This window comes from Streptomyces sp. STR69, assembly GCF_024519455.1.
Classification (GTDB): domain Bacteria; phylum Actinomycetota; class Actinomycetes; order Streptomycetales; family Streptomycetaceae; genus Streptomyces.
Genome location: NZ_JALJRY010000021.1, coordinates 66,016 through 88,359 on the forward strand (window position 1 = coordinate 66,016; position 22,344 = coordinate 88,359).

At 70.9% G+C, this 22,344-nt stretch carries 26 protein-coding genes and 1 pseudogene; 14 read left to right on the top strand and 13 right to left on the bottom strand.

The window, feature by feature from the left end; all coding sequences use genetic code 11:
- Nucleotides 1-93 precede the first annotated feature (93 nt).
- Nucleotides 94-636: a hypothetical protein gene (locus tag OC490_RS33405; protein ID WP_262061761.1), complete on the top strand. Its 543-nt coding sequence runs from the start codon at nucleotides 94-96 to the stop codon at nucleotides 634-636.
- Nucleotides 637-649: 13 nt separating this feature from the next.
- Here the strand turns inward: OC490_RS33405 and OC490_RS33410 are convergent, their stop codons facing one another.
- Together OC490_RS33410 and OC490_RS33415 are read right to left on the bottom strand one after the other, a co-directional pair.
- Entirely contained in the window at nucleotides 650-1,102 is a 453-nt protein-coding gene (locus tag OC490_RS33410; RefSeq protein ID WP_262061762.1) for a hypothetical protein, read from the bottom strand.
- Between the two features lie 156 nt (nucleotides 1,103-1,258).
- The gene (locus OC490_RS33415; RefSeq protein WP_262061763.1) at nucleotides 1,259-1,771 is read right to left on the bottom strand and encodes a DinB family protein; all 513 of its coding nucleotides are present in this window, start codon (nucleotides 1,769-1,771) and stop codon (nucleotides 1,259-1,261) included.
- A gap of 98 nt (nucleotides 1,772-1,869) precedes the next feature.
- On the opposite strand from OC490_RS33415, the gene OC490_RS33420 reads away from it, so the two are divergent.
- Nucleotides 1,870-2,781, top strand: a complete 912-nt coding sequence (locus tag OC490_RS33420; RefSeq protein ID WP_262061764.1) for a Gfo/Idh/MocA family protein — start codon at nucleotides 1,870-1,872, stop codon at nucleotides 2,779-2,781.
- Here OC490_RS33420 and lnt read toward each other — a convergent pair.
- The 3 genes from lnt to OC490_RS33435 form a co-directional block, all read right to left on the bottom strand.
- On the bottom strand, nucleotides 2,699-4,273 hold the full coding sequence (gene lnt / locus OC490_RS33425; RefSeq protein ID WP_262061765.1) for an apolipoprotein N-acyltransferase: 1,575 nt from the start codon (nucleotides 4,271-4,273) through the stop codon (nucleotides 2,699-2,701). The two genes, OC490_RS33420 and lnt, sit on opposite strands and share 83 nt — an antisense overlap.
- A 77-nt stretch (nucleotides 4,274-4,350) precedes the next feature.
- Nucleotides 4,351-4,842, bottom strand: coding sequence for a nuclear transport factor 2 family protein (locus tag OC490_RS33430; protein ID WP_262061766.1), 492 nt, complete (start codon nucleotides 4,840-4,842; stop codon nucleotides 4,351-4,353).
- A gap of 119 nt (nucleotides 4,843-4,961) precedes the next feature.
- Nucleotides 4,962-5,249 (bottom strand): hypothetical protein, encoded by a 288-nt coding sequence (locus tag OC490_RS33435; protein ID WP_262061767.1) that lies wholly within the window; start codon nucleotides 5,247-5,249, stop codon nucleotides 4,962-4,964.
- A 54-nt stretch (nucleotides 5,250-5,303) separates the two neighbouring features.
- Between OC490_RS33435 and OC490_RS33440 the strand changes: the two genes are divergently transcribed.
- On the top strand, nucleotides 5,304-6,044 hold the full coding sequence (locus OC490_RS33440; RefSeq protein WP_262061768.1) for a MerR family transcriptional regulator: 741 nt from the start codon (nucleotides 5,304-5,306) through the stop codon (nucleotides 6,042-6,044).
- Nucleotides 6,045-6,072: 28 nt separating this feature from the next.
- Nucleotides 6,073-6,813 carry an SDR family NAD(P)-dependent oxidoreductase gene (locus tag OC490_RS33445; protein ID WP_262061769.1) on the top strand — a complete coding sequence of 247 codons (741 nt, stop codon included), beginning with the start codon at nucleotides 6,073-6,075 and terminating at the stop codon, nucleotides 6,811-6,813.
- Nucleotides 6,814-6,866: 53 nt separating this feature from the next.
- Here OC490_RS33445 and OC490_RS33450 read toward each other — a convergent pair whose 3' ends face one another.
- Together OC490_RS33450 and OC490_RS33455 are read right to left on the bottom strand one after the other, a co-directional pair.
- Nucleotides 6,867-7,046 (bottom strand): hypothetical protein, encoded by a 180-nt coding sequence (locus tag OC490_RS33450; protein WP_026178900.1) that lies wholly within the window; start codon nucleotides 7,044-7,046, stop codon nucleotides 6,867-6,869.
- 159 nt (nucleotides 7,047-7,205) lie between these two features.
- Nucleotides 7,206-7,484 carry a winged helix-turn-helix transcriptional regulator gene (locus OC490_RS33455; RefSeq protein WP_262061861.1) on the bottom strand — a complete coding sequence of 93 codons (279 nt, stop codon included), beginning with the start codon at nucleotides 7,482-7,484 and terminating at the stop codon, nucleotides 7,206-7,208.
- Between the two features lie 140 nt (nucleotides 7,485-7,624).
- Between OC490_RS33455 and OC490_RS33460 the strand changes: the two genes are divergently transcribed.
- Nucleotides 7,625-8,185 carry a carboxymuconolactone decarboxylase family protein gene (locus tag OC490_RS33460; RefSeq protein ID WP_262061770.1) on the top strand — a complete coding sequence of 187 codons (561 nt, stop codon included), beginning with the start codon at nucleotides 7,625-7,627 and terminating at the stop codon, nucleotides 8,183-8,185.
- A gap of 1 nt (nucleotide 8,186) precedes the next feature.
- Here OC490_RS33460 and OC490_RS33465 read toward each other — a convergent pair whose 3' ends face one another.
- Nucleotides 8,187-9,062 (bottom strand): undecaprenyl-diphosphate phosphatase, encoded by an 876-nt coding sequence (locus OC490_RS33465; protein ID WP_262061771.1) that lies wholly within the window; start codon nucleotides 9,060-9,062, stop codon nucleotides 8,187-8,189.
- A 251-nt stretch (nucleotides 9,063-9,313) separates the two neighbouring features.
- On the opposite strand from OC490_RS33465, the gene OC490_RS33470 reads away from it, so the two are divergent.
- From OC490_RS33470 to OC490_RS33480, 3 genes are read left to right on the top strand one after another with little or no spacing between them, the layout of a single operon-like run.
- The gene (locus tag OC490_RS33470; RefSeq protein ID WP_262061772.1) at nucleotides 9,314-10,501 is read left to right on the top strand and encodes a Gfo/Idh/MocA family protein; all 1,188 of its coding nucleotides are present in this window, start codon (nucleotides 9,314-9,316) and stop codon (nucleotides 10,499-10,501) included.
- Complete coding sequence (locus OC490_RS33475; protein ID WP_262061773.1) at nucleotides 10,498-11,436, top strand: PmoA family protein; 939 nt, start codon at nucleotides 10,498-10,500, stop codon at nucleotides 11,434-11,436. The genes OC490_RS33470 and OC490_RS33475 overlap by 4 nt, the downstream gene beginning before the upstream one ends.
- Complete coding sequence (locus OC490_RS33480; protein ID WP_262061774.1) at nucleotides 11,430-12,173, top strand: cupin domain-containing protein; 744 nt, start codon at nucleotides 11,430-11,432, stop codon at nucleotides 12,171-12,173. Before OC490_RS33475 ends, OC490_RS33480 begins: the two co-directional genes overlap by 7 nt.
- A 13-nt stretch (nucleotides 12,174-12,186) precedes the next feature.
- On the opposite strand, the gene OC490_RS33485 is transcribed toward OC490_RS33480, so the two are convergent.
- On the bottom strand, nucleotides 12,187-12,696 hold the full coding sequence (locus OC490_RS33485; protein WP_262061775.1) for a winged helix-turn-helix transcriptional regulator: 510 nt from the start codon (nucleotides 12,694-12,696) through the stop codon (nucleotides 12,187-12,189).
- 120 nt (nucleotides 12,697-12,816) lie between these two features.
- Between OC490_RS33485 and OC490_RS33490 the strand changes: the two genes are divergently transcribed.
- Entirely contained in the window at nucleotides 12,817-13,986 is a 1,170-nt protein-coding gene (locus OC490_RS33490) for a thiolase family protein (RefSeq protein WP_262061776.1), read from the top strand.
- 28 nt (nucleotides 13,987-14,014) lie between these two features.
- Here OC490_RS33490 and OC490_RS33495 read toward each other — a convergent pair whose 3' ends face one another.
- On the bottom strand, nucleotides 14,015-14,800 hold the full coding sequence (locus OC490_RS33495; protein WP_262061777.1) for a TVP38/TMEM64 family protein: 786 nt from the start codon (nucleotides 14,798-14,800) through the stop codon (nucleotides 14,015-14,017).
- 50 nt (nucleotides 14,801-14,850) lie between these two features.
- Between OC490_RS33495 and OC490_RS33500 the strand changes: the two genes are divergently transcribed.
- The 4 genes from OC490_RS33500 (at nucleotide 14,851) to OC490_RS33515 (ending at nucleotide 18,944) form a co-directional block, all read left to right on the top strand.
- Nucleotides 14,851-15,573: a DNA alkylation repair protein gene (locus OC490_RS33500; protein WP_262061778.1), complete on the top strand. Its 723-nt coding sequence runs from the start codon at nucleotides 14,851-14,853 to the stop codon at nucleotides 15,571-15,573.
- Nucleotides 15,574-15,891: 318 nt separating this feature from the next.
- Entirely contained in the window at nucleotides 15,892-17,061 is a 1,170-nt protein-coding gene (tuf, locus tag OC490_RS33505; RefSeq protein WP_262061779.1) for an elongation factor Tu, read from the top strand.
- Between the two features lie 151 nt (nucleotides 17,062-17,212).
- Nucleotides 17,213-18,049 (top strand): patatin-like phospholipase family protein, encoded by an 837-nt coding sequence (locus OC490_RS33510; protein WP_262061780.1) that lies wholly within the window; start codon nucleotides 17,213-17,215, stop codon nucleotides 18,047-18,049.
- 49 nt (nucleotides 18,050-18,098) lie between these two features.
- Complete coding sequence (locus OC490_RS33515) at nucleotides 18,099-18,944, top strand: spermidine synthase (RefSeq protein ID WP_262061781.1); 846 nt, start codon at nucleotides 18,099-18,101, stop codon at nucleotides 18,942-18,944.
- Here the strand turns inward: OC490_RS33515 and OC490_RS33520 are convergent.
- A pseudogene (locus tag OC490_RS33520) lies at nucleotides 18,906-19,310 on the bottom strand (MFS transporter); the annotation flags it as partial. The gene OC490_RS33515 and the pseudogene OC490_RS33520 overlap by 39 nt on opposite strands.
- Nucleotides 19,311-19,510: 200 nt before the next feature.
- On the bottom strand, nucleotides 19,511-20,548 hold the full coding sequence (locus OC490_RS33525) for a hypothetical protein (RefSeq protein ID WP_262061782.1): 1,038 nt from the start codon (nucleotides 20,546-20,548) through the stop codon (nucleotides 19,511-19,513).
- A 152-nt stretch (nucleotides 20,549-20,700) separates the two neighbouring features.
- Between OC490_RS33525 and OC490_RS33530 the strand changes: the two genes are divergently transcribed.
- Nucleotides 20,701-21,138, top strand: a complete 438-nt coding sequence (locus OC490_RS33530) for a DUF4442 domain-containing protein (protein ID WP_262061862.1) — start codon at nucleotides 20,701-20,703, stop codon at nucleotides 21,136-21,138.
- 69 nt (nucleotides 21,139-21,207) lie between these two features.
- Here the strand turns inward: OC490_RS33530 and galU are convergent, their stop codons facing one another.
- Entirely contained in the window at nucleotides 21,208-22,161 is a 954-nt protein-coding gene (gene galU / locus OC490_RS33535) for a UTP--glucose-1-phosphate uridylyltransferase GalU (RefSeq protein WP_262061783.1), read from the bottom strand.
- Nucleotides 22,162-22,344: the final 183 nt, after the last annotated feature.

The window sequence follows — 22,344 nt, forward strand, 5'->3', positions numbered from 1 at the left end:
GCCGGTCCGGGGCCGCCTGACGGGGATTGTCAGCGGGGGCGGTTAGCTTCGAGGGGGACAGCCAACGGTGGCTGACGAGGTGCGGAGGACGCTGTGGCGGAGCGACAGGAGCAGGCGGCGCCGGACGCTCTGCTGACGCGGATCGGACAGGTCGTCATGCTGCACCACGGCGGCGACCGGGAGGAGGCCAGGGAGCGGCTGCTCGGCCTGTGGGCGGAGCTCGGAGAGGACGGCGACCCGCTGCACCGCTGCACACTGGCCCACTACCTGGCCGACACCCAGGACGACCCGACCGACGAACTCGCCTGGGATCTCCGGGCGTTGTCGGCGGCGGACGAGCTGACGGACGGGCGGGAGGCCGGCGACCCCGACGACGTGGGCCAGGAGGGGGCGAGCGCGGTGCGCGGTTTCTACCCCTCCCTGCATCTCAACCTCGCCGCCGACTACATCAAGCTCGACCGCCCGGACGCCGCCCGCACCCACCTCCGCCGCGCCCGCGGCGCCTGCACGGTCCTCGCGGACGACGGCTACGGCAACGGGGTGCGGGCCGCGATCGGCCGACTGGAACTGCGGCTCGACACAGAGGGCGGTGCGGCCGGGGAAGGGAACTGGGGGCCGCCGAGACAGCGGCCCTAGAGTCCGGTCGGCCTCAACGCCCGTACGTCCGGCCGCAGATGATCGACTGCGGGCTGTCCGACTGCCAGCCGCCGTACTTCCTGCCCAGGGCGCACACGTCCGACGTGTTCTTCGGCACCGACTTGACCACGTCCGGGATGTCCGCGCTCGGCTGCCGGGGGTGCCGCGGCTTCGGGTGCGGATGCGGGTGGGACGGGGGATACGGATGCGGGTGCGAGCGGGGCACCGGCGCCTGGGCCGCCGCCTGCGGAGGCTGGACCGGGGCGCGACGCGGCGGATGCGTGCCCGGTTCCGGATGGTGCGAGGGGCTGATGAGTTCGAGCGCCTCCCGGGCCGGGGCCTGTACGACCTGCGGCTCCGCGCTCCCGTCCGGGCGCGGCACCGACGCTTGGGACGGTGCGGCCGGGGGAGCGAGAGCCGGTGGCCGCTGGACGGTCACACAGCCGGAGAGGGCCGAGACAGCCACGGTTACCAGGAGCGTTGCGGTGGTCGTCGTTCGATGCACCCGCGCAACTCTGCTGGTTCCGGCGCTGTTTGGGACAGCGGACGGGCGGATGATGCCCCACACGGGTGATCTCCGCCCCCTTACGGACGGTCCGCGCCCGCCCCGGGTGACGTGACGTCAGTCGCCGGTGCTCCCGTCGATCCGCTCCCGGAGCAGATCGGCGTGGCCGTTGTGCCGTGCGTACTCCTCGATCATGTGGGTGTAGATCCAGCGCAGGTTGAAGCGCTCGCCGGTGCGCCGGTGCTTGCCCACGGAGACGTCGTCCAGGGTGAACCGGGCCGCGTGCGCGTCCGCCGCCGCGATCTCGGCCCGCCAGGTGGCGTGGGCCTCCGCCCAGGTGTCCGTCCCGGTGGTGTGGAAATCACCGTCCGGGTCCTCTTCGGTGAAGTAGATCGGGTCCGCCTGCTCGTCCGCCATGACCTTGCGGAACCAGCTCCGCTCCACCTCCGCCATGTGCCGCACCAGGCCCATGAGCGACATTGTGGAGGGCTCCACGGAAGCGGTCCTCAGCTGTTCGTCGGTCAGGCCCTCGCACTTCCAGGCGAGGGTCTCGCGGTGGTATTTCAGCCAGCCTTCCAGCATGGTGCGTTCGTCGGCGGTGGTCGAAGGTTCACTGCGCTCGGTCGTCATCCCCGCATCCTCGCGCGCCCGGTGCGCCCGCACCACCGGATATCGCCCCGCCGTATGCTTCCGAGAACGTACCGCCGGTCGAGTGCCAGGGAGGCTCCGTGAAGGTCGGCTGCATCGGACTCGGTGACATCGCGCAGAAGGCCTACCTGCCGGTTCTCGGTGCCCTGCCCGGCGTCGAACTGCATCTGCAGACCCGCACCCCCGCCACCCTCGCCCGCGTCGCCGACGGCCTGCACCTGCCGGCGGACCGGCGCCACACGGACCTCGACGCACTCCTCGCGCAGGACCTCGACGCCGCGTTCGTGCACGCGCCCACCACCGCGCACCCCGAGATCGTCACCAGGCTGCTGGCAGCGGGTGTACCGACGTACGTCGACAAGCCGCTCGCCTACCAACTCGCCGACTCCGAGCGCCTGGTGCGGCTCGCGGAGGAACGGAACGTGTCGCTCGCGGTCGGCTTCAACCGCCGCTACGCCCCCGGGTACGCGCAGTGCGCCGACCACCCGCGCGAGCTGATCCTCATGCAGAAGAACCGGATCGGGCTCCCCGAGGAGCCGCGCGCGATGATCCTGGACGACTTCATCCACATCGTGGACACCCTGCGGTTCCTGGTGCCCGGGCCGGTCGAGGACGTCACCGTGCGCGCCCGCACCCAGGACGGACTGCTGCACCACCTCGTGCTCCAGCTCTCCGGCGACGGCTTCACCGCGCTGGGTGTGATGAACCGGCTCAGCGGCTCGGTGGAGGAGATCCTGGAGGTGTCCGGCCAGGACACCAAGCGTCAGGTGGTCAACCTCGCCGAGGTCGTCGACCACAAGGGCCAGCCGACGACCCGGCGCCGCGGGGACTGGGTCCCGGTGGCCCGGCAGCGCGGCATCGAGCAGGCCGTGCTCGCCTTCCTGGACGCCGTACGGGCGGGGAAGGTGCTCAGCGCCCGGGACGCGCTGGCGACTCATGAGCTGTGCGAGCGGGTGGTACGAGCGGTTGCGGAGCGGTCCGCCGCAGCCTGAGCGCCTGCACACCCTCACCGGCGCACACGGCCGCGAGCACCAGCAGTGCCAGGCCCACCGGCCAGGCGCCGTAGCGGACGTACGGCGTGATGCCGTGTGCGAGCGGGACGTCGTAGACCTGGGTGGTGCTCTTGTCGGTGCCCAGCCAGGAGCCGATGCGTTCGCCGCTCGGGCCGTAGACGGCGGAGACGCCGGTCAGGGTGGCGTGGACCATCGGGCGGCCGGTCTCGGCGGCGCGCAGCGCGGCGAGGGTGGCGTGCTGTTCGGGGGCCCAGCTGTTCTGGAAGGACGAGGTCGACGACTGGGCGAGCAGGACGTCGGCGCCGTCCTGGGCGAGATGGCGGCTCATGTCGGGGAACGCGGTCTCGAAGCAGATCAGCGGGCCGATGCGCAGCCCGTGCCCCACGTTCATGACGACCTGCTCGGTGCCGTGCCTGCGGTCGACGCCCGCCGCCTTGCCGACCGAGGTGGCCCAGCCGAGCAGCGAGCGGAACGGGATGTACTCCCCGAAGGGGACCAGCCGCATCTTGTCGTAGCGGTCGCCGGTGAGCCCCTGCGGGCCGACCAGGACCGAGCTCTTGTAGATGCCGGGCTTGTCGGAGCGCTCGGCGTCCACGTTGACCAGGATGTCGGCGCCGGTCTCCTGGGAGAGGGCGGCGATACGGCGCGCGTAGTCCGGCCGCTTGGTGAGATCGAAGCTGACGCTGCTCTCGCCCCAGGCGATCAAGTCGACGTGCTGACCGGCGAGTTGGCGGGTCAGCTGCTCCTCGCGGTCGAAGCGCCGGACGTCGCTGTCGGCGCCGTCGATCATTCCGGGCTGTACGACGGCGATCCGGACGCGGCCGTCGATGTCGGGGCGCGGTGACCAGACCCAGGCCGACGAGGTCACGGCGGCGGTGACGAGAAGCCCGGCGACGGCGGGTACCCGCACCGCGCGGACCGCGACCAGCACGGCGACCGCCACATTGACGGCCACCACCAGGAAGCTCAGCAGCCACACCCCGCCGACCGACGCGAGCCGCAGCGCCGGTTCCACCTGCCACTGGGTGGAGCCGAGCAGCCCCCAGGGGCCGCCCAACCCCTGCCAGGACCGCACCAGTTCGACCGTCAGCCAGCCCGAGGGCAGGACCAGGAGCGCGGCGGCGCCCCGCCGGGGCGACGGCACGCCACCGAGGAAGCGGCGCACCAGCCAGCCCCACGGCGCCCACAGCACGCCGAGCAGCCCCGCGATGACCACGATGAACACACTCAGGCTCGGCACCAGCCAGCTGTGCACGGCCAGCATGAACCCGAGCCCGCCGCACCAGCCGTCGTACACCGCCCGCCGCCCGGTGGGTGCCGAGCGGGTCAGCAGGATCCAGGGGACGAGCGCGACGTAGGCGAACCACCACAGCGACGGCGCGGGGAACGCGAACACGGGCAGCGCGCCCGCGAGGACGGCGAGCAGCGAACGCCGCCAGGGGGAGACGAGCCAGTCGCCGAAGGCCTTCATATGAACCCCCTACCCGCTGGTGGCTCCAGTGTGCGTGTCGCGAACGATTCCGGACAGCGGACGCCGACCCGGTCGTCTCAGTTGATCACGGCCTCCGGGCGCCGCTCGGGAAGACGCCGCCACTTCTCCGCCACGACGACCCCGGTCAGCCGCCAGCCGTCGTACGTCCGCAGCAGCCCGAACTCGTACCGCCCGCCGCACACGAAGTCGGGCGCGGTGGAGGTGTCGTCGGCGTCCTCCTTGGCGAAGCGCATCGGATTGACGTAGTCGGCCCGGACGTGCGCGGTGTCGTCGGTGTTCTGGTCCAGGGCGCCGAAGCGGATGCGCCGGTTCACGATCAGATGCTGCCGCATCGGGAACAGCCGCATGCTCTCGGCCAGCCACCCGGCGATCTCCTCCGCGTCCCCCTCGATGCCTCCGGCGGACCGGTAGTCGGCCCGCCCTCTCGGCGCGAACAGTTTCCGATACGCCTCCCAGTCGCCGTCGTCCACCGCCACCGCGTACTCGGTGATCACTTCGTCCACGGCCAGCCGGTCCATCACGATCGCCAGTTCCACACGCTGCGTCATCGGGCAAGTGTTGGTCACTCGGTGTGCCGAGCCAAGGGGTACGCGGGGACAACGTGGGGAACATTCGGTGGTGTTCGGACAGGCGTGCGCCCCTTGGAGTCCGAACAGGACCGGATCCCTCAGTCCCGCCGCCCGTCGGCGGGTGCCTTCAGCAGCCGTTCCAGCTCCTGCCCGGCCTCGTCGTACCCGGCGTCGGAGATCCGGTGCAGCGCGCGCAGGTCCCCGGCCGCGGTCGCGCGTCGGGTGAGGAGGAACCCGGCACGCGAGGATCCCTCGTCCAGCAGTTCGCTCAGTTCCGCGAGGTCACCGGCTTCGTCGGCGAGGTCGGCCAGCCAGTCCAGGGCGGTCTCGTTGCCCTCGTCGGCCAGCTCGCGCAGGGTCTCCCGGTCGAGGTTCGTGTTCGTCATGCCCCCATGCTGCGACCCTGCCCCAGGGGCGGGGTCAAGTGGGACGATGGCCGGGTGATCACCATCGGGCAGCTGGCCGGATACGTGGGCGTGTCGATCAAGACCATTCGCGTCTATCACGACAAAGGGCTCCTCCCCGAACCCGACCGCGACGCGTCCGGATATCGCCGCTACGGCGCGCACGACGCCGTCGACCTGATCAAGATCCGCACACTCGCCGAAGCCGGCGTCCCGCTGGCCCGGATCCGCGAGCTCAGATCGGCGAGCGAGGAGGAACTCCAACGGGCACTGCGCGGCATCGACGACGACCTCACCGCCCGCATCCGCGACCTGCGGGCAACGCAGGGGCGCCTGCGCCGGCTCGCCGCCGGAGACCTGACACCGCTGCCCGACGAGGTGGGCGCCCACCTGGAGGACCTGGCCGGCTGGGGGTTCACACCGCGCTGGGTGGACCTGCAACGCGACCTGTGGATCCTCGTCTTCGCCACCCACCCCGACCACGCGATCACCCTCTTCCACGACCAGGCCGGGACATTGGCCGACCCGGCGCTGCGGCAGCTCTTCCTGGACTACGACCGCGCGCACGACCTGGCTCCCGACGATCCCCGCGTCGACGACCTCGCCCGCCGGATCGCCGAGGCGCACCGGGAACGCTACGAAGGCGACGAACCGCCCGGCCCGGCCGCGGACTCCGAGATCCCCGCACTCATCCAGGGCACGGTCAACGCCTCGTCCCCGGCATGGCGGCGACTCGACACACTCATCCGGGCCCGGCTCGGACCGGCAACCACCTGAACTGCTCCGCTCCTGAGGGGAAGTACGCATGAAACGTCTCGTCACGGTCGTCACCGGAGGCAGCCGGGGAATCGGCGCAGCGACCTGTCTGCGGCTCGCGGAGGACGGGCACGACGTGGTCGTGGGGTATCTCCGGGACACGAAGGCGGCCGAGCAAGTGGCGGACAGGGTACGGCAGTCCGGGGTACGCGCCGTGTGCGTCGGCGCGGACGCGTCCGTCGAGGCGGACGTGGAGCGGCTGTTCACCTCGGCGGAGCAACAACTCGGGCCCGTCACCGGGTTGGTGAACAACGCCGGGGTGACCGGCCCCTTCGGCCGGCTCGCGGACATCGACACCGCCGACCTGCGCCAGGTCGTCGAGGTCAACCTCCTGGGCACACTGCTGTGCGCACGCCGCGCCGCGCAGGCCATGACGGCCCGGGGCAACGGCGTGATCGTGAACGTGTCGTCGTCCGCCGCCACGCTCGGCAGCCCCGGGGACTACGTCCACTACGCCGCGACCAAGGCCGCCGTGGACACCCTCACCATGGGCCTGGCCAAGGAACTCGGCCCCGACGGCATCCGCGTCAACGCGGTCGCACCCGGCATCGTCGACACCGAGATCCACGCGAGAATGGGCGACCCCGACCGCGCACAACGCGTGTCCACGTCGATCCCGCTGCGCCGCCCCGGGCAGCCCGAGGAGATCGCCGCGGCCATCGCCTGGCTGATGTCACCGGACGCCTCGTACACGACGGGCACGGTGTTGCGGGTGTCGGGTGGACGGTGAGTGCCGGGTACTGGCCTCTGCGGCCGATCGCGATGCGTGTGGCCGCTCGCCGTTCAGGCGGCCTCGATGACCTCGTCGCGTATCGCGGCGGCCCACTCGACCACCAACAGCTCGTATTCCTCCCGCTCCTGGGTGGAGAGCGATCCGCCCGCGCGCAGCCAGAGAGCCCGGATCTGCTCGTTCACCTCGTAAGCAGACCGCACGGAACCAGGGGTGACGGAATCGGGGGACATGCGGAACAGCCTAGGGGCAAGGACTGACACTGCGCTACCGGACGGCTACTCAAACCGTATGGGGTTGGTCACGGGCGTCGCGCGCCGCGGCCCGGGCGGCGTGAACCGGGCGGCGTGAGCCGGGCGCCGTGAACCGGGCGCCCGGTGCGATCAGTTGGCTCACGCCCGCCGCTCGGCCCACACCCGCGACCAGTCCAGCAACGGCCCCATCGCCGTCACCAGGTCCGTGCCCAGCGGGGTCAACTGCCAGGCCCCGTCCGGCGTCTGTTCCGCGATGCCCGCCTCGCGCAGCTCCGTGAGGCGGGTGGACAGGACGCTGGAGGACATGGCGTCGCAGTCCCGTTGCAGATCGCGGAAACCGATCGCGGCGGGGTGACGGTGGAGCTCCCAGATCACACGGAGCGTCCAGCGCCGCCCGAGGAGGTCGAGCGCGGCCATGACGGGCCGCCCGGTGTTCGACCCGCGCACGGGGCGACCGGGAGCGGGGATCGGTTCCAACAGGGCCTCCTCGCCCGACTCTTGTCGATCTCCGGACTCACTCTTGCGCTTCGATTTCAGAAGCGCAAGAGTCTGGGGACATGAAACAGCGCATTGAAGGAGTCACCCCGCCCTACACCCCCGACACCGACCGCGCCCTGCACCGCTGGATGCCGCCCGGTGTCATCCACGAACCCCTCATGCTGTTCAAGGTCCTCGAACGCCACCCCGAACTCGCCTCCCGCATGCGGGCGTTGGGCGCCGGACTCCTCGTTCACGGCCGCCTGAGCGCCGCCGACCGCGAACTCGTGATCGCCCGCGTCTGTGCCCGCGCCGGCTGCGCCTACGAGTGGGGCGTCCACATGGCGGCGTACGCGGAAGCGGCCCAACTCGCCCCGGAGCAGGTCACCTTGACCGTGACCGGTACCCCGGACGATCCGGCCTGGTCGGCACGGCAGTCCGCGCTGCTCCGGGCGGTCGACGAACTCGACGCCGGCGCACGGCTGAGCGACCCTGTCTGGTCCGGCCTGCGGGAGCACCTCGACGAGCCCGAGGCCCTCGAACTCCTCGTACTGGCCGGGTGGTACCGCACCATCGCCTACGTCGCCAACGGTGTCGGGATCGCCCCCGAGCCCTGGGCCCTCGCCCTGCCCGAGCGGTAGTTCAGCCCGCCGACTCGGCCGCGTGCGGGCTCAGCGCGCCCGCCGTGACCAGCGCGATGATGACGATGCCGAGGGCGATGCGGTACCAGACGAACGGCATGAAGCTCTTGTGCGAGATGAACTTCATGAACCAGGCGATGACCGCGTATCCGACCGCGAACGCGATCACCGTCGCGAACATCGTCGGACCCCACGCGATGTGTCCCTCCTCGGCCGCGTCCTTCAACTCGAAGGCGCCCGAGGCCAGTACGGCAGGCATGGCGAGCAGGAAGGAGTAACGGGCCGCCGCCTCACGGGTGTAGCCCATGAACAGGCCGCCGCTGATGGTCGCGCCCGAGCGGGAGACACCGGGGACCAGCGCCATCGCCTGGCAGAGGCCGTACAGCAGGCCGTCCTTGGCGTTCAGGTCCACCAGCGTCTTGCGCTGCTTGGGCGCCCGGTGCCGGCCGCCCGTTTCGTCGCGGGCCGCGAGGCGGTCGGCGACACCGATGACGACGCCCACCACGATCAGCATCGTGGCGGTGATCCGCAGATCCCGGAACGGTCCCTCGATCTGGTCCTTGAGCGTGACCCCGAGCACACCGATCGGAATGGAGCCGACGATCACCAGCCAGCCCATCTGGGCGTCGTGGTCGCGCCGCATCTCCTTGTTCGTGAGCGACCGGAACCACGCGGCGAGAATCCGCCCGACATCCTGGCGGAAGTAGATCAGCACCGCCGCCTCCGTGCCGAGCTGGGTGATCGCCGTGAAGGCCGCGCCCGGGTCCTTCCAGCCGGAGAAGGCCGCCGTCAGCCGCAGATGCGCACTGGACGACACGGGCAGGAACTCGGTCAGCCCCTGGACGAGTCCGAGGATGAGGGATTCAAACCAAGACATGGAGTTACGGCGTCCAAGTGCTGCTCGCGGAGGAGTAAAGGACACACCAAAACGCCGCGCACGGTGATCGAGTGTGTGTGAGGGGCAGCGTAGCGTCCCGGTGTGACAGGCCGGACACAGGGGTTTCGCGGGCGGTCGGGCGACTCCGGGCGTGCGGTGTTGACCAGTCGCGGGGGCGGCGCATACGTTGCAGCGGAGGAAAGCGCTTGCTGGACGCGCTCGCTGTCTCCGGAGGAGTGCTGATCACGCCCATGTCCACACCCGCCACCAACCCCGGGGCGTGTCGGCCCTTGGCCCCCCTTGCCGGGCGACGCATCAGGGCCGCCGTGGTCGGCGCCGGTGCCATCGGTCGCGGCTCGCATTTCCCCGCGCTCGCCCGGCTCGCCGAGGAGGGCGAGACCGAGGTGGTCGCGGCCGTTGACATCGATGCCAACTCGGTCGAGTCCTTCTGTACCGAGGCCGGGATTCCGCACGCCTACACCGACCTGGAGCAGATGCTCCGGGAACAGCGGCCCGACCTCGTCACCATCTGCACCCCGCCCACCCTGCACCGCGCGCAGACCGTCGCCGCGTTGCGGGCCGGCGCCTGGGTGTGGTGCGAGAAGCCGCCGGTGCCCACACTCGCCGACTTCGACGCCGTAGAGGACGAAGAGGGCCCGGCAAAGGGGACGTCGAGCGGGCCGTACGCCTCCATCGTCTTCCAGCACCGCTTCGGTTCGGGCACCCGGCATGTGCGCCGGCTGCTCGCCGAGCGGGCCATGGGCCGGCCGCTCGTGGCGCACTGCCAGACCACCTGGTACCGGGACACCGCCTACTACGCCGTGCCCTGGCGCGGACGCTGGGCGACCGAGGGCGGCGGTCCGGCCATGGGACACGGCATCCACCAGATGGACCTGCTGCTCGATCTGCTCGGGCCGTGGAGCGAGGTGAAGGCCATGGCCGGGCGGCTGGTCCACGACGTGGAGACCGAGGACGTCTCAACCGCCCTGGTCCGCTTCGAGAACGGCGCGATGGCGACCGTCGTCAACAGTGTCCTGAGCCCCGACGAGGTCAGCCGCATCCGTATCGACTGCGAGCGCGCCACCGTCGAACTCACCCACCTGTACGGCCACAGCAACGACAACTGGCGCATCACCCCCGCCCCGGACGTCTCGGGTGAGGAGGCCGCCGCCTGGCAGAACTTCGGTCCCGACGTGCCGAGTTCGCACCTGGAGCAACTGCGGGAACTCGTCGTCAGCATGCGGGCAGGCGAACGGCCGCGCGCCAGCGGTACCGACGGGCGCACGAGCCTGGAACTGATCACCGCGCTCTACAAGTCGGCGTTCACGGACACGACCGTACGCGCCGGCGAGATCGGCCCCGGTGACCCCTATTACACGGCGCTGCACGGCGGCGCCCCCGGCTGGGCGCCCGTGGCGCGCGAGGAGGTGTCGGCATGACCGGCCTGCGTATCGTCCATGCCCACGGCGACCGCATCACGGTGACCGAACCGGCCACCGGCGTCGAGCTGTTCAGCTACGTCTACCGGCCCGAGGCGGCCTGGGAGGCGCCGAAGCCGTACCTCCACCCGATCAGAACGCTGGCCGGCGACATCGTCACGGACTACCGGCCCAACGACCACCGCTGGCACAAGGGCCTGCAGTTCACCGCCTCGCATCTGTCGGGCCAGAACCTGTGGGGCGGCAACACATACGTTCACGGCGAGGGGTATCTCGAACTCCCTGAGCGGGTCGGGTCGATGGCCCATGTCGCCTTCGACGAGATCGACACCCATACCGACTCGGGCGACGAGCGCCTCGTCATCGCCGAACGGCTGACCTGGCACCCCCACAGCGGTGAACTCTGGGCCGACGAGCGGCGCCGGATCGAGGTGCACGACGTCGACATCGAGTCGGGTTCATGGGCGCTGACCTGGACCAGCGCCGTGACGAACCGCCGCGACGAGCCCCTGCTGTTCGGCAGCCCGACCACCCACGGGCGGGAGGCGGCGGGCTACACCGGTCTGTTCTGGCGCGGCCCGCGTGCCTTCCGCGACGGCCGCATCATCGGCCCCGACGGCGAGGGCCTCGGGCTGATGGGCTCCCAGGGCCCCTGGCTCGCCGTCTCCGGAGAGCACGACGGCACCGACGGCCACGCGACGATCGTCTTCGCGCACGCCCCCGAGAACGACCAGACCGGCGCGGAGGGCGCCCACCCCGCCCACTGGTTCGTGCGCAACGAGCCGTTCGCCGGGATCGCCCCCTCCTTCGCCTTCCACGACGAGCTGGTGCTCGACCCCGGTGACACGCTCACCAGGCGCTACCGCGTCGTCGTGGCCGACGGGGCGTGGGAGCGGGAGGAGATCGCCAAGTACCTGGAGGCGCGGCCGTGGTGAATGCCTCCGCGGTGGCTGCGGGAGGCTTCTCGGGGTTGCCGGGCGGGGTCGCCGTCTCGCATCTGTCCGTCTACGACTGGCCGGCCGAGCTGGATGGCGGGGTGTGCGGCGGAACTCCCCATATGCACCTGACCTGTTCGGAGGGGTATGTCGTCACCGGCGGGCGCGGTGCGGTGCAGACGCTGACCACGTCCGGGTACGAGGTGACGCCGCTCGCGGCCGGAACGGTGGCCTGGTTCACGCCGGGCACCATCCACCGGCTCGTCAACGAGGGCGACCTGCGCATCACCGTCCTCATGCAGAACAGCGGGCTCCCCGAGGCGGGCGACGCGGTGCTCACGCTGCCCCCGCAGTACCTCACCGACCCGGAGACGTACGCCGCCGTCACCGTGATCCCGGCCGACGCGCCCGAGGCCGAGCAGGAACGGATCGCCCGGGCCCGGCGCGACCTCGCCCTTGAGGGCTACGAGGCGCTGCGCTCCGCCGAGAGCCCGGAAGCACTGGCCGCGTTCCACCGGGCCGCCGCCGCGCTGGTACGACCCCGGCTCGCGGAGTGGCGCGAGCGATGGGAGCGGGGTGCGCGGGCCGCCGCCGCGGCCACGGGGGAGCAGCTCGACCGGCTCGACCGGGGCGACTTCTCCCACCTCGCCGACGCCGCCGTGCGGGCCGAACAGCCGTCCGCGTACGGGAAGTTCGGGATGTGCGGGCGGTTGGACGTCTACAAAGGGACCGGCTGAGACCGAGGGGCGACTATGCCGCTGCCGGGCCCGTCACGGTCCAGCCCGGCGCCTGCGGGTGGGCCGTCAGGTCCTCGTGGCTGACTGAGGCCCCGCAGGCCGTGCAGGTGACGGTGGGGACCAGTTCGTTGCCGCAGATGTGCTCGATCACCATGGGGCGGTCGAGTGGATCCCTACGGAGATGACGGTCGCCCCATGCCATGAGGGTCATCAGGACCGGCTCCAGTTCGAGCCCCGCCTCGGTGGCCCGGTACTCGAACCGCTGCGGGTGTTCGCTGTAGGCCCGCCGGGTCAGGATCCCGGCGTCGACCAGGCGGCGCAGCCGCGCGGCCAGGACGTCGCGCGGCGCGCCGATGTTGCGGACCAGCTGGTCGAAGCGGCGATTGCCCAGGCACACCTCCCGCAGGACGAGCAGGGAGTACTTCTCGCCGACGAGTGCGAGGGCGTCGGCGATCGAGCAGGGGCGCGGGCTTTTGTCTTTGTCGTCTTTGTCTTTGTCGTCTTTGTTTTTGGTGGCGGCCATGGCACCAGCTTAATAGAGGGTTTGATTTTCCAACTGACAGCGTTATGGTGAGTTTGGATTTCCTACTCACTGGTAGTTCCGGTCGTCTCGTCGTTTCAGACTGCTGTGGAGGCCCGCACCATGCGTGACGCAGTGATCGTCGAAGCCGTACGCACCCCCGTAGGCAAGGGCAAGCCGAACGGCACTCTCGCCCAGGTCCACCCCGTCGAACTCCTCTCGCACACCCTGCGCACCCTCGTCGAGCGCACCGGGATCGACCCCGCCCTCATCGACGACGTCATCGGCGGCACGGTCACCCAGGTCGGTGAGCAGGCCGTCAACATCACCCGGCAGGCCGTCCTGTCCGCGGGCTTCCCGGAGTCTGTGCCCGCGACCACGGTGGACCGCCAGTGCGGCTCCTCCCAGCAGGCCGTGCACTTCGCGGCGCAGGGCGTGCTCTCCGGGGCGTACGACCTGGTCGTGGCCTGCGGAGTGGAGTCAATGGGGCGCGTACCGATGGGGTCGGCCGTGCTGCCCGGCACCGACCCCTTCGGCCCCGGCGTCGCCGGACGCTACCCGGAGGGTCTCGTCCCGCAGGGCATCAGTGCCGAACTCATCGCCGTCAAGTGGTCCATGACACGGGACCAGTTGGACGACTTCGCGCTCTCCTCGCACCACAAGGCCGCCGCCGCCTGGGACGCGGGCCTCTTCGACGCCCAGGTGACACCCCTGGTGGGCGCCACGCGCGACGAGTGCGTACGGCCCGGCAGCACGGCCGAGGTCCTGGGCGGCCTCAAGCCCGCCTTCTACGACCCGAGTTGGGCCGAGCGCTTCCCGCAGATCGAGTGGAACATCACCGCCGGCAACTCCAGCCCGATCAACGACGGAGCCTCCGCCGTCCTGATCACGTCGAGCGAGACGGCGGCCCGGCTCGGGCTGCGTCCGATCGCCCGGCTGCACAGCTTCGCCGTGACCGGCTCCGACCCGCTGCTCATGCTCACCGGTGTCATACCGGCCACCGAGAAGGTGCTGCGCAGGGCCTCGCTCACCCTCGACGACATCGACCTGTTCGAGGTCAACGAGGCGTTCTCCAGTGTCGTTCTGGCCTGGCAGCAGGAGACGGGCGCCGATCTCGCCAAGGTCAACGTGCACGGCGGAGCCATCGCGATCGGCCATCCGCTCGGCGCGAGCGGCACCCGGCTGACGACCACGCTCGTCCACGCGATGCGGGACCGAGGGGCGCGCTACGGGCTGCAGACGATGTGCGAGGCGGGGGGTCTCGCCAACGCGATGATCATCGAGGGTGTCTGAATCTAATCCGTCTGACGCGCCGGGTCGTTCAGTCGCCGCGCAGGTGGTGGCGCTTGCGCCAGGCCACCACCGCGCCGCCGAGGGCCGGCAGGGCGATGCAGGCCATGGCGATCAGGAAGGCCGGAGACGTGGGGCTGGAGGCCCGGGCGCCGGCGACGACATACGCGGCCGTGTTCGGGAGCGACCCGAGAGCTGTCGCGAGCAGGAACGGCATCCAGCGCATGCGGGAGACGGCGGCGCAGTAGTTCACGCCCCAGAAGGGCAGTCCCGGGAAGAGCCGGGCCGCCATCATCGAACGGAAGCCGTGCTTGCTGAGCTGCCCGTCCGCCGCCTTGAGCCACCGGCCCCGCAGCAGCGGGCGCAGCGCGTCCTGGCCCAGCACACGGCCGAGACCGAAGGAGATCCCGGCCCCGAGCACCGTGCCCGCCAGCGCCGAGACAGTGCCCATCTGGGAGCCGAACAGCGCGCCCGCCGCGAGGTTGAGCAACGGGCGCGGCACGAACGCCACGCTGCACAGGCCGTATGCCGCGGCGAACACCAACGCGGCGGTGGCACCGCCCAGTTGGGGCGGCCAGCCGTCGGAGAGCAGCCGCTGCGGATGGAAGAGCAGCACGGTCGCCCCGGCCCCGGCGAGCAGGACGAGCAGGAGCGACAACCTGGACCACGGTGAGAGCAGGGCTCTCGTGCAGCGCGCGGTGAAGCCGGTCGGGGCGACGGGCAGCAGGGGAGCGACGGGGACGACGGATGTGGCCGTGGCCGTGGCGGTGCCCCCAGAGCGGGTGCCCCTGGAGTTGGTGGCGGCATCGGCGAGCATGTCGGCGACCCTAACCGACCTGTGTATGTGATCGCCGTATGGTTCGTCTCATGAGCGTCACAGGTGCGGGCACTCCGAAGGTGCCGGGCAGTGTTCTCGCCGACACCGTGCTGGAGCGGCTCACCGTCACGTACGCCGCCGCGGGCGACTCGGAGCGGGCCGTACCGATGCGGGCCTACATGAAGGACATCGCGCCCTTCCTCGGTCTGACCACGCCCGTACGCAGGGCTTTGTCCCGCACGGTCCTGGAGGGCACGCCCCGCCCCGACGAGACCGACTGCACCGCGATCGCCCTGCGCTGTTGGGAACTGCCGGAGCGCGAGTACCAGTACTTCGCGGTGGACTACCTGCGCCGCCATGTGAGGCACTGCACGTCCGGCCTCCTGCCGGTCGCCCGGCATCTCGTCTCCACGGTCCCCTGGTGGGACACCGTCGACGCACTCGCCTCCCACGTAGTGGGAGGCCTGGTGGCCGCAGATCCGAGGCTGACGGCCGACATGGACGCCTGGATCGTCGACGACGACCTGTGGGTGGCCCGTACGGCCCTGCTCCACCAACTGCGCTACAAGGAGCACACCGACACCGAACGCCTCTTCGCGTACTGCCTGCGCCAGTCCGGGCACCCCGATTTCTTCATCCGCAAGGCGATCGGCTGGTGTCTGCGCGAGTACGCCAAGACGGACCCGGAGGCGGTTCGTGGCTTCCTGGCGAGGGAGAAGGGGCGGTTCGCGCCGCTGTCGGTGCGCGAGGCCCTGAAGAACATCGGGCCCTGAAGAACATCGAGCCCTGAAGAACATCCGCTCCTGCAAGATCAACGACCCCTCAAGTCCCCGCTGCTGATAAATCGTTCGACGCAGGGCAAAGCGTCGGCAATGATCGGAGCCATGTTCCGGTACGCCTTCCACCTCGCAGCATCCGCGGTCGCGGATGCCCCGAAGGCTGCCGTTCCCGTGCTCGTTTCTGTTCTAGCGGCCGCAGTCGACGGCGCCCGAAGCTGACCCTCTCCGGATCGTCCGGCGGACCCCGCAGGGGGAGGGTCGGCGAGTCCTCGGGGTCCCCGCACTTCACTCACCAGGCTTCGAGGTACCGCCATGTCCAAGACGGCATACGTCCGCACGAAACCGCATCTGAACATCGGCACGATGGGCCATGTCGACCACGGCAAGACCACCCTGACCGCCGCCATCACCAAGGTCCTCGCCGAGCGCGGCGCGTCCACCTACGTCCCGTTCGACCGCATCGACCGGGCCCCGGAGGAGGCCGCGCGCGGCATCACCATCAACATCGCGCACGTCGAGTACGAGACCGACACCCGGCACTACGCGCACGTGGACATGCCGGGTCACGCCGACTACGTCAAGAACATGGTCACCGGGGCCGCGCAGCTCGACGGGGCGATCCTCGTCGTCTCCGCGCTCGACGGGATCATGCCGCAGACCGCCGAACACGTGCTGCTCGCCCGGCAGGTGGGCGTCGACTACATCGTGGTCGCGCTCAACAAGGCCGACGCGGGCGACGACGAGCTCACCGACCTGGTCGAGCTGGAGGTCCGCGAACTGCTCACCGCGAACGGCTACGGCGGCGACTCCGTACCCGTCGTGCGGGTGTCCGGCCTCAAGGCCCTTGAGGGGGACCCCCGTTGGACGGCGTCGATCGACGCGCTGCTCGACGCCGTGGACACGTATGTGCCCATGCCCGAGCGGTACTTGGACGCGCCGTTCCTGTTGCCGGTCGAGAACGTGCTCACCATCACCGGACGCGGAACGGTGGTCACGGGCGCGATCGAGCGCGGCACGGTCCGGGTGGGCGACCGGATCGAAGTGCTCGGGGCCGCCGTCGAGACGGTGGTCACCGGCCTGGAGACCTTCGGCAAGCCCATGGCGGAGGCGCAGGCCGGGGACAGCGTGGCGCTGCTGCTGCGCGGGGTGCCGCGCGACGCGGTACGGCGCGGGCACATCGTCGCGGCGCCCGGCAGCGTCGTACCCAGCCGCCGCTTCTCGGCGCGGGTGTACGTCCTGTCGGCCCGCGAGGGCGGCCGTACGACCGCGGTATCGACCGGTTACCGGCCGCAGTTCTACATCCGCACCGCGGACGTCGTCGGCGACATCGACCTCGGTGAGACGGCGATCGCCAGGCCGGGGGACACCGTGACGGTGTCGGTCGAGCTGGGCCGTGAGGTCCCGTTGGAGCCGGGGCTGGGCTTCGCGATCCGCGAGGGCGGGCGGACGGTCGGCGCGGGCACGGTGACGGAGGTCGGCTGAATGAGCGAGGTGCCCGTCCCTACGGGGGCGGGCACCTTCGCGTGTTCGAGGCGGGGCGGTCCCGCCCGGCCCGCGACGGTCATTGTCAGTGCCGTGCGCAAGACTTGATCGCGGAGGCAGTCGTGGCGAGTGATGGAGAGAGGGGAGCACCATGGCGGGCAAGGCACTTGTGCTGGGTGGCGGGGGTATCAGCGGTATCGGCTGGATGGCCGGGATGCTGTACGGGCTGGGCGAGGCGGGCGTGGATCTCGGCGACGCCGATGTCGTGATCGGTACGTCGGCCGGTTCGGCCGTCGGCGCGCAACTGCTGGCGGGCACGCTCAAGGAGCTCTACGAGCGTCAACTCGCGGCCCCCGAGGGCGAGATCCCGGGCCGACTCGGCGTCGGCCTGCTGATCCGCTACGTGACGGCGGCCCTGACCTCGCGCACTCCCGAGGCGTACGGCCGGAAGATCGGCCGTACGGCACTCGCCGCCAGGACACCCGACGCGGCGGCCCGGCGGGCCGCGATAGAGAGCCGGCTCGTCTCGCCGGAGTGGCCCGATCGTGCCCTGCGCCTCACCGCCGTGGACACCGCGACCGGGGAGCTGCGGGTCTTCGACAAGGACAGCGGGCCGAGCCTCGCCGACGCTGTCGCCGCGAGTTGCGCGGTTCCCGGCGTGTGGCCCCCGGTCACCATCGAGGACCGGGTCTGGATGGACGGCGGCATCCACTCGCCCGCCAACGCCCACCTCGCCGAGGGCTACGACCGGGTCGTGGTCCTCGCCCCCATGGCCGTCGGCGGTGGCCCTCTCGCCTCGGCGGCGGACCAGACGGGACGGCTCGTGGAACAGGGGGCCCGCGCGGTCGCCGTCAATCCCTCCCAGGAGGCGAAGCAGGCGTTCGGCCGCAACCCGCTCGACCTGGCGGTACGGGCGCCGGCCGCTCGCGCGGGGCGGGAACAGGCAGCGGCGCACGCGGCGGAGGTGGGGGAGGTGTGGAGGGTCTGACGGGCTCGTACGAGCGCGCGCCCTCCCACCACCCCGGCACAATGGACCCGTGAACGAGCCGATACCCGTGACCCGGGACGTTGATCACGGGATCGCCAAGCTGATGCCCGACGTCGATCGGGCGCGGGCCTGGCTGCTGACCGTCGACGGGGCGCCGCAGTCCTATGTGGACCTGGACGCGCCGACGCATCTGGAGTTCGAGTACGCGCGTCGGCTCGGGCATGTGCTGGACACCGTCGCGGAGCCGGGGCGCCCGCTGGACGTGGTGCATCTGGGCGGCGGGGCGCTCACGTTGCCCCGGTACCTGGCGGCCACCCGGCCCGGTTCGCGGCAGGACGTCGTGGAGGCCGACCAGGGGCTGCTGGAAATGGTCGCCGAGCATCTGCCGGTGCCGGACGGTGCCGGTGTCACCGTGCACGGAGCCGACGCCCGGGCGTGGCTGGAGGCGGCACCGGACGGTTCGGCGGACGTGGTGGTCGCGGACGTCTTCGGCGGGGCGCGGGTTCCGGCGCATCTGACCTCCGTGGCGTACGCCCGCGAGGCCGAGCGCGTGCTGCGGGCCGACGGGTACTACCTCGCCAACCTCGCGGACGCCGCCCCCTTCGCGTTCCTGCGCGCCCAACTCGCCACGTTCGGCGCGGTGTTCGGGGAGCTGGCGCTGATCGCGGAACCGGGTGTGCTGCGCGGACGCCGGTTCGGCAACGCGGTGCTCGTCGCCGCCCACCGGCCGGTCGACACGGTGGCCCTGACCCGGCTCGTGGCCTCGGACGCCTTCCCCGCGCGGCTCGAACACGGGCTCGCGGTACGGGACTTCATCGGCGGCGCGCGACCCGTCCGGGACGAGGACGCCGTACCGTCACCCGAGCCCCCCGACGGAGCGTTCGGGATCGGCTGAGCCGTTCGCGGCCCCCGGTTCGTCGTGGGTGGGCGATCCGGTGCGCCGCCGTAGGTTCCGTACCTCCGGCACGCACAGTGCTCCCGCCGTGACCAGGGCGACCAGGGCCGTGCACCCCCACAGGGCCGCCGTCCGGCCGAAGACCGACTCCGCCGGGCCCGCCGCCGCGGCGGCGACCGGCATCAGCGCGATCGAGCCCAGCCAGTCGTACGCAGCGATCCGGGAGAGTTTCTCCTCGGGGATCTCCTGGTGCAGTGCCGTCATCCACGACACCCCGAACACCTCGACGGTGGCTCCGGCGACGAACATCACCACGCAGAGGACACCGACCGGCACCGGTACCGCGAACGCGGCGGCGATCAGCGCACCGCTCCCGCCGAGCCCGGTCGCCACCGCGGCGACGGTCAGCAGGGTGTAGTTGCGGCCAGCCCAGTCGGGACGGTGCGGGTGACGGAGGGCGGCGGTGTCGTTCACCGGCCGACTATCGCCGCCCCGACCTGTCTCTGCCAAACAGATTGCGGCCAGAAACGAGCCAAACGGCCGGGCCCGTCAGCTGGTGCTGCCCGTCAGCTGGTACTGCCCGTCGGGTCCCCGTGCAGCCGTACGGTGCTGAGGATCTTCTGCACCGTCGCGTCGGGGACCTCCTCGCTGACGCCCTTGGCGCCGTAGAGGGTCCAGGAGACGAAGTCGCCCGCCGAGTTCTTGAAGGCGAACGAGGTCGCCTTGCCGTCCGAGGAGCACTTGCCGCTCTTCGGCACGCCGGTCGTGTACGAGGTGGCGACGCTGCCGGCGACACCGGACTTCGTCGTGTACGACTTCGCCGCACCGATCTTCAGGTACTTCTTGGAGGAGTCCTTCTGGTCCGTGTACCCGCCGAAGGCGAACGCGGCGGCGTCACCGCGCGCGGTGCTCGCGGTGTCCTTCGCGCCGTCCTCGCCCTTGGTGCCGCTGGACGCCAGCGACGAGGTCTCCTTGGTGCCGTCCTTGTTGTCGTCGGACTCGCACCAGTTCTGCTTCAGATAGGCGGGCGCGGAGAAGCCGATGTACGGGGAGCCGTCGCCCTTCACCTCGTCCTCGAAGAAGGTGAAGGTTCCCGGCGTGCCGACCTCCCAGTCGGCGGGGACGTCGAAGGCGGTGCCGTACTTCTGGTTGACGACTACCTTCCAGCCCGCGATGGTCGGCTGTTCGGTCTCGGTGCCGCGCGGGTTGTCGTCGGAGCCGGAGCCGGAGGAGGAGGAAGAAGAGGAGGAGGCACTCGGGTCCGCGGAGGCCGAAGGCGACTGGCTCGACGTGTCCTTGCCGCCGTCCGCCTTGTCGTCCTTGTTCCCGCCGAGGACCAGGAATCCGGTCACCCCGGCGGCCACGACGACGGCCGTGGCGGCGACGATCGCGACCAGCTTCGTCCGGTTTCCGCCGCCCCCGCCCTGCGGCGGCTGCGGTCCGCCCGCGGGGCCAGGTGCGCCCCACTGCGGTTGCTGCCCATAGGGGTTGGGCTGCTGGTAGCCGGGCTGCTGATACGGATTCGGCTGTTGGTACCCCGGCTGCTGGTACGGGTTCTGTTGCGGGTTCTGCTCGCCCCCGGGCGGCTGCTGTCCTGGCCACATGGGCAGTAACCCTAGTGCGGCACGGGACACGGTTGGGTCACCGGCCCTTGTCAGGGTCGTACCAACTCGGGACCGGACGGTGTTTGCCGGCGCACAGGTCTGGTCCGACTTGGCTACCCATGGGTAACATGCCGTCCATGAGCGCAGATCAGATGTCCATCGGCGAGTTGCTCGCCGCCACGGTGCCAATGGTTCGCACGTTGAACCTGGAGTACCTGGAGACCAGTCCCGAGCGGGCCGTGCTGGCCCTGCCGGACCAGAGCGAGTACCGCAACCACGTCGGTGGGCCGCACGCCGGTGCCATGTTCACCCTCGGCGAGTCCGCCAGCGGCGCGATCGTCCTCGCCGCCTTCGGCGACCAGCTCTCGCGGGCCGTGCCGCTCCCGGTCAACGCCGAGATCGCGTTCAAGAAGATCGCCCTCGGCCCGGTCCGGGCCACCGCGACCCTCGGCCGCTCCGTCGCCGACGTCGTCGCCGAACTCGACGCGGGCGAGCGTCCCGAGTTCCCGGTCACCGTCGCCATTCAGCGCGAGGACGGCGCCGTGACGGGCGAGATGACGGTCACCTGGACGCTCCGGCCGAACGGCTGACCATCGCATCGCCGGCACAAGGGCCCGGTCATCGCCTACGGCGTGACCGGGCCCTTGTGCGTGCGGAGTTCAGGCGGCGAGGCGCTCGCCGGCGCTCGCGCCGCCTTCCATCCCCGCCACGAACTCCTTGAGCCACGCGACGAATTCGGGCCCCAGGTCCGGGCGGTCGCAGGCCAGCCGGACCACCGTGCGCAGATAGTCGGCCTTGTCGCCGGTGTCGTAGCGCAGGCCCTTGAAGACGACTCCGTGGACCGTGCCGCCGGTGGCCAACTCCTGGAGGGCGTCGGTCAGTTGGATCTCGCCGCCGCGGCCGGGCGGGGTGCGTTCCAGGGTGGGGAAGATCGCGGGGTCGAGGACGTAGCGGCCGATGACGGCGTAGCGGCTCGGCGCGTCCTCGCGGGACGGCTTCTCGACCAGGCCGGTGACCCGTACGACACCGTCCTCGCCGGTCGGCTCGACGGCCGCGCAGCCGTACAAGTGGACCTGTTCCTCCGGGACTTCCATCAGGGCGACCACGCTGCCCGCGTACCGTTCGCGGACCTCCAGCATCCGGCTGAGCAGGGTCTCGCGCGGGTCGATCAGGTCGTCGCCGAGCAGGACGGCGAACGGCTGGTCGCCGACGTGGTGGCGGGCGCAGAGCACCGCGTGGCCGAGGCCGAGCGGGTCGCCCTGGCGGATGTGGTGGATGTCGGCGAGGCGCGCGGGATCGCGTACGGCGTCCAGGCGCACGGTGTCGCCCTTGGCGGCCAGCGCCTGTTCCAGTTCGAAGGCGTGGTCGAAGTGGTCCTCGATGGCGCGCTTGTGGCGGCCGGTGACCATCAGGATGTCGTCGAGTCCGGCCGCCGCGGCCTCCTCGACGACGTACTGGATCGCGGGCTTGTCGACGACCGGGAGCATCTCCTTCGGCGTCGCTTTCGTCGCGGGCAGGAACCGCGTGCCGAGCCCGGCGGCCGGCACGACCGCCTTGCGGACCGTGGGGACGGGGGTGGGTGCGGGGGTGGCTGAGGAGTGGGGGGCGATCATGCGGCTCATGGTGGCCCACGGCGATGAGAGCATCCCGAGAGAAACTTCGGAGTTCCCTGTGCGCTTCCCTTAGTTCGCCGGAGAGTTGGAGATTTCGTGTAGACGCCTGTGGATACCGGCGGTAACCAATCTGAATTCACAGCGTTTTGAACATCGGTCACCCTAACTCCTTGTTTCCTGTCA